We start from the raw sequence: 5722 nt of genomic DNA on the forward strand, positions 1-5722 counted from the left end.
ATACCAGGGCAAAGCAGCGGCGAAGGTCGTTGGGGTCGAGCTGGGCGATAGGCACCCCCTCAACGCGAATCTGCCCTTCCTGCGGATCGAAGAAACGCAGCAGCAAATCAAACAGCGTCGACTTGCCGGCACCCGAAGGCCCTACCAACGCCAGGGTTTCCCCCGGCTCAACGGTCAAACTGATGCCATCTACAGCAAAGCGCTCGCGGCGCGTGGGGTAGGCAAAACGCACGGCGTCTAGCTCGATACGGCCGCTGACGCGCTCCGGCAGCGCCAGCAAATCGCTGCTCGGCGCCTTGATTTCACTGCGCGCCTGCAGCAACTCGGCAATTCGTTCCGCCGCGCCAGCCGCACGCTGCAACTCACCCAGCACTTCACTTAAGGTGCCAAACGCGGTGCCAACGATCAGGCTGTAAAACACAAACGCCGCCAGCTCACCGCCACTGATAGTGCCGGCAATCACATCCATACCGCCGACCCAGAGCATCACCCCGACGGCGCCGAGCACCAGCAAAATCACCACGCTGATCAACCAGGCGCGCTGGGAAATACGCTTACGCGCGGTATCAAAGGCATCTTCCACCGTGCCACCAAAGCGGCTTTTATCCTGCTCCTGGTGGTTATAGGCCTGTACGGTTTTGATCTGCCCCAAGCTTTCGCCGACATAACTGCCGACATCGGCAATGCGGTCCTGGCTCAGGCGCGACAAGCTGCGCACGCGCCGGCCAAAAATCAGAATTGGCGCAATCACCAAGGGCAGCGCGGCAATCACGATCAGCGAGAGCTTGGGGTTGGTGACAAACAGCAACACGATGCCGCCCACCAGCATCAGCGCATTGCGCAGAAATAATGAAAGCGAAGAACCGATCACCGACTGCAACAGCGTGGTATCGGCAGTCAGGCGCGACTGGATTTCCGAACTGCGATTGGTCTCGTAAAAGCCCGGATGCAGGGTGATCAAATGGTTAAACACGCGCTTACGGATATCGGCGACAAAGCGCTCACCAATCCACGACACCAAGTAAAACCGCGCAAAGGTGCCCACCGCCAAGGCCACCACCAACACCATAAACAGCGCGATGGACTGGTTAAGCATATGCGGCGACTGGGTGGCAAAGCCCTTATCCACCAGCAGCTTGACCCCCTGCCCCATAAACAGCGTGATACCGGCGGTAAACACCAGCGCCACCAGTGCGCCAATCATCTGCCAGCGGTAGGGCGCAACAAACTCACGCGTCATGCGCAGCGCCTTGCGCTGGCGGGAAGACAGAATCGAGATCATGCGGCGGCTCGCAAAAGAAGGGGGCTAGCGCTAGATGGGGACCCCGCGCACGAAATGCAACGCCGCCTAGGATTATTCGCCAGTGGAAATGGGATAGAGCAGCTCTTCTTTGTACCCGGCCCACACCTTGGCCACATCGGGAAAACTGTCGTCCAACCCGGCATCGCCGCTATCGACCAACAGCGGCCGACCTGCAAGGGTGGCGAGTTTGCGCTTGGTCGCCACCACCCGCAGATTGTCCAAGCCAATAGCGCGCACCACACGCGGGCTGACCTGCTGATTGCCACGGCCGAGAATATGCCCCTGGCCGCCAATCGCGGTGATCAACAACATCGCCGGCTTGCCATCAACCAGCTCAAACAGCTGCGCCTCGGTCACGTCCAACGCCAATACACGGCCATTTTCGATTACATCCACACCCAGCAAGGTGGTCTGTAAACCCAGGTTATGGGCCAGGCCATGCAAGGTCGAACCGGGGCCAAACACATAGCGCGTATCCGCCTGCCAGGTGTCTTCCAGCCAGGCGGCGATTTCGCTCAGCACCAGCTCCTCAGACTCCACCCCGCCCTGCTTGACCTGCTGCACAAAGCCGCCTTCCTGCGGCACGCTTAGTTCGCCGTACCAGCGCGCGGCGACCCGGCCGTCGCGCAAGGCCGCTTCGTCGATATCGCGCACCTCGGCATGGCTCAAGCGCACTAAACCACCTTCCACCAAGCGCCGCGTCAGCTCGCCCGCCGCCCGCGGACTGACGGCATACACGCCGGACTGAATCTTTACCCCAGCCGGAATCCCGAGCACCGCCTGGCCGTCTTGCGCCACGGCGCATATGTCCCGCGCCGTGCCATCGCCGCCGGCAAACAGCAGCAAGGCGACGCCGTTGGCTTGCAACGCCTGCACGGCATTACGGGTATCGGCAGCGCTGGTTTCGCCGCCGCTCAGTTCGCCGAGCAAGCGATGTTGAAAGCCCATTTCCGCCAGCAAATCGCCGCCCATCGGGCCGGGAAAGGTCAGAAATTGCAGGCGCTCACGCAGTGGCAACAGCAGTTCCAACGCCACCCGCGTACGTTCGGCCGCGCGCGGCAAGGCACCCCGCGCCAGGGCCTCGGCCGCCACGCCGTCGCTGCCTTTGAGCCCCGCTGGGCCGCCCAAGCCAGCCAGGGGGTTGATGATCAGACCGAGGTGAAAAACCGACATACGACCCTCAAAAAGCGGGAACTAGTTGGCCCGACTTGTTTCACAAAAAAAGACGTCTACGAAAGCGCACAACGTGCTTTTGTCACTGAGCATTCATCTGGGCCGCTTACGATGCGCCCATCACCTGATGAGGAGACGAGCCATGAGCTTACACAGCCAACAGACCAACGAGCACCACATCGCTACCGTGCCCCCACAACATCCCGTGGGCGGTGCTGTGATTGATGCCCAAGGGCGGGAAATTCCGATTACCGAAGGCATGATTCAGCAAGCCTGCGAGAAATTGGAAAAAGCCTGTATCGGCAAACCTGCCAGCGAATAACCGCAAACGCTTTTACTCTCGTAGGGTGTGCTGTGCGCACAACGGCGCTCGTTTGTTACGCGCAGCACACCCTACCGAGCGTGTTACACCAACTTCCCGCCTAACGCCCGCACCACCTGCGCCAGTTCGGGCGCATCACCGCTTAATTTCACCTGCAAGCCATCAATTTCGCGCCGCGCCGGGTAGTGCTTACGTAGCGCATCAAACGCCGCTTTGCGCTCAGCGGCATTGCCCACCAGGCTGCGGCGGAAATCGGCATCGTCACGGCGTGGGTCGTAAATGGCTCGGCACAACGCGGCCAACGCGACGGGCGCCGGTGCTGCTGCATCCAAGCCAAACTCGGTCAGCCAGTACGGCGGCAGTAGGTCCTCCAGCTCAACCCGCGCCTGGAGACCAAAATGTTGGCAAAACGCTTGGTAAATCTGCGCCGTGCCGCGCAATTTTCCATCCAGGCTATAGCCGGCGATATGCGGGGTGGCGAGCAGGCACAGTTCAGCCAATTCCGGGTCAACCAGCGGCTCGCCCTCCCACACATCCAACACCGCTTCGAGGTCGTCACGCTGCAGCAGCAATTCGCGCAGTGCGGCGTTATCCACAACTGCGCCACGGCTGGCGTTGATCAGCCAGGCGCCGGTTTTTAGCTGCGCCAGGCGCTCAGCGTTGAGCAGATGGCGGGTGCTGGCAATGAGCGGCGTGTGCAGGCTGATCACATCGCAGCGCTGGATGATTTCGTCCAGGCTTACGTAGTCGCCACCCTCTGCGGCCTGGCGCGGTGGATCGCAAACCAGCACGTTCCAGCCGAGCCCACGCAGCACATCCAGCAGACGGCCACCCACCTGCCCAGCGCCCACCACACCGTAAGTGCGCTGGGCCAGATTAGCGCCGCTGACTTCCGCCAGGCTCAGCAAGCTGCCGAGCACATAGTCCACCACGCCACGGGCATTGCAGCCCGGCGCACTGGCCCAACCGATGCTGTGCTCGGCGAAATAGTCGAGGTCCAGGTGGTCGGTGCCAATGGTGCAGGTGCCGACAAAACGCACCTTGCTGCCGTCAAGCAGGTCGCGATTCACCTGAGTCACCGAGCGCACCAGCAACACATCGGCGCGCGCCACGCTGGCTCTGTCGAAGGCACGTCCGGGCAGCCGTTCGATTTCGCCGAACTCGGCAAAAAACTCGTCCAGCAGCGGAATATTTTCGTCGGCAAGAATTCGCATGGCAGGCTCCAAAAGTCTGGGCGCCATTCTAGGGCGTAAGCAGGCCAGGGGCGACGGTGGATTTACCGCGGCTCTTTCCTGACCGGTGCGTCAAGGCGTAAACTCGCCGCTCCTTTGCAAGCTCTGTTCTGGCGCAGCCCGCGCCTGCTGTACGTTTCACCTCGCGGACAGAGCGAGTGCCCGGCCACCACTGCCGATACAGTGCGCACTTGATAGCTTTTGATAAAAAGAATGGACTGCCTTGTGATCGCCCGCGAATCCCGCTTTTCTCGTTCCCTGCGCGAACTGCGCACCCTGCTCAGCCTTGCCCTGCCGATCATGATTGCTCAGCTGTCGCACTCAGCCATGGGCTTTGTCGACGCCGTAATGGCCGGCCGCGTTGGCCCGCGCGACCTGGCCGCCGTGGCCTTGGGCAATTCGATTTGGGTGCCGGTATTTCTGCTAATGACCGGCATCCTCCTGGCCACCACACCGAAAGTGGCGCAGCGCTTTGGCGCGGGCCAGGAAACGGAAATCGGCACCTTGGTGCGCCAGGCCTTGTGGCTGGCCTTGGTGGTCGGCATTAGCGCCGGCGTGCTGCTCTGGCAAGCCGAACCGGTTTTGCGGGTGATGAAGGTTGACCCGGCGCTGATCGGCCCGAGCATGACCTACCTGTACGGCATCGGCCTGGGCATCCCCTCGGTGGCGCTGTATTACGTGCTGCGCTGCTTTAGCGACGGCCTGGGCCGCACCCGCCCGAGCATGATGATTGGCCTGCTCGGCCTGCTGCTGAACGTGCCGTTGAACTACATCTTTATCTACGGCCATTTCGGCGTTCCCGCCATGGGCGGCCCCGGTTGCGGCTGGGCCACGGCCGTGGCGATGTGGTGCATGTTTTTCGCCATGCTTATCTATGTACGCTGGGCGCCGGTATACAAAAAGGCCGGCCTGTTTAGCCGCTTTGAATGGCCGCGCTGGGAACCGATTCAGCGCCTGTTAAGCATTGGTTTGCCGATTGGTATTGCGGTGTTTGCCGAGTCGAGCATCTTTGCCGTTATCGCCCTGCTAATCGGCAGCCTCGGCGCCGACGTGGTGGCCGGGCACCAGGTGGCGCTGAACTTCAGCTCGCTGACGTTTATGATTCCCTACGCCTTAGGCATGGCGGTAACGGTGCGGGTTGGCCATTCCCTGGGCGCTGGTGACCCACGGCAGGCGCGCTTTGTCGCCGGCGTCGGCATCTTTACCGCCCTGGCCTTTGCCGCCTTCTTCTGCACCCTGATGCTGAGCCTGCGCAGCGAGATCGCCGCGATTTACACCCCGGACCCAACCGTAATTGGCGTGGCCTCGGCGCTGATCGTGTTTGCCGGCTTGTACCAATTCTCCGACGCCATTCAGGTCACCGCCGCCGGGGCGCTACGCGGCTACCAAGACACCCGCGCAACCATGGTGATGACCTTGTTTGCCTATTGGGGCATTGGCCTGCCAGTGGGCTATGCGCTGGGGCTGTCGCACCTGTTTGGCGAACCGAGTGGGCCGAAGGGCCTATGGCAGGGCTTGATCGTGGGGCTGACGTGTGCGGCGGTGATGCTCACCGTTCGCTTGGCCAGAAGTGCCAAGAACCGCATCCGCCTTCACGACGCCCGGGCTTAAATCGCCCCCCCCAGGTACCGCCCTGCGCGTGGATAACGGGAGATAGCAAGCCAGACCACCGTCGTCCCCGCGCAGGCGGGG

The 5722-nt window shown here is 61.9% G+C and carries 5 protein-coding genes; 2 read left to right on the top strand and 3 right to left on the bottom strand.

Going from position 1 to position 5722, the window contains the following annotated elements; genetic code table 11:
* Together AAAB16_RS04350 and AAAB16_RS04355 are read right to left on the bottom strand one after the other, a co-directional pair.
* A partial coding sequence (locus AAAB16_RS04350) for an ABC transporter transmembrane domain-containing protein (protein WP_340662236.1) occupies positions 1 to 1282 on the bottom strand: 1282 nt, incomplete at its 3' end.
* A gap of 72 nt (positions 1283 to 1354) precedes the next feature.
* Positions 1355 to 2476 carry an ATP-NAD kinase family protein gene (locus tag AAAB16_RS04355; RefSeq protein ID WP_340662237.1) on the bottom strand — a complete coding sequence of 374 codons (1122 nt, stop codon included), beginning with the start codon at positions 2474 to 2476 and terminating at the stop codon, positions 1355 to 1357.
* 142 nt (positions 2477 to 2618) lie between these two features.
* Between AAAB16_RS04355 and AAAB16_RS04360 the strand changes: the two genes are divergently transcribed.
* Complete coding sequence (locus AAAB16_RS04360) at positions 2619 to 2798, top strand: PA1571 family protein (RefSeq protein WP_340662238.1); 180 nt, start codon at positions 2619 to 2621, stop codon at positions 2796 to 2798.
* An 83-nt stretch (positions 2799 to 2881) separates the two neighbouring features.
* Here the strand turns inward: AAAB16_RS04360 and pdxB are convergent, their stop codons facing one another.
* On the bottom strand, positions 2882 to 4012 hold the full coding sequence (gene pdxB, locus AAAB16_RS04365; protein WP_340662239.1) for a 4-phosphoerythronate dehydrogenase PdxB: 1131 nt from the start codon (positions 4010 to 4012) through the stop codon (positions 2882 to 2884).
* Between the two features lie 231 nt (positions 4013 to 4243).
* On the opposite strand from pdxB, the gene AAAB16_RS04370 reads away from it, so the two are divergent.
* Positions 4244 to 5641: an MATE family efflux transporter gene (locus tag AAAB16_RS04370; protein ID WP_340662240.1), complete on the top strand. Its 1398-nt coding sequence runs from the start codon at positions 4244 to 4246 to the stop codon at positions 5639 to 5641.
* Positions 5642 to 5722 lie beyond the last annotated feature (81 nt).

Origin of the sequence: Pseudomonas sp. (assembly GCF_037994325.1) — a bacterium.
Classification (GTDB): Bacteria; Pseudomonadota; Gammaproteobacteria; order Pseudomonadales; family Pseudomonadaceae; genus Aquipseudomonas.

What these genes read in the sequence shown, in the direction of transcription:
- AAAB16_RS04355 (WP_340662237.1), bottom strand. Translation starts at nt 2,476, where the DNA reads ATGTCGGTTTTTCACCTCGGTCTGATCATCAACCCCCTGGCTGGCTTG.
- AAAB16_RS04370 (WP_340662240.1), top strand. Translation starts at nt 4,244, where the DNA reads ATGGACTGCCTTGTGATCGCCCGCGAATCCCGCTTTTCTCGTTCCCTG.
- AAAB16_RS04360 (WP_340662238.1), top strand. Translation starts at nt 2,619, where the DNA reads ATGAGCTTACACAGCCAACAGACCAACGAGCACCACATCGCTACCGTG.
- pdxB (WP_340662239.1), bottom strand. Translation starts at nt 4,012, where the DNA reads ATGCGAATTCTTGCCGACGAAAATATTCCGCTGCTGGACGAGTTTTTT.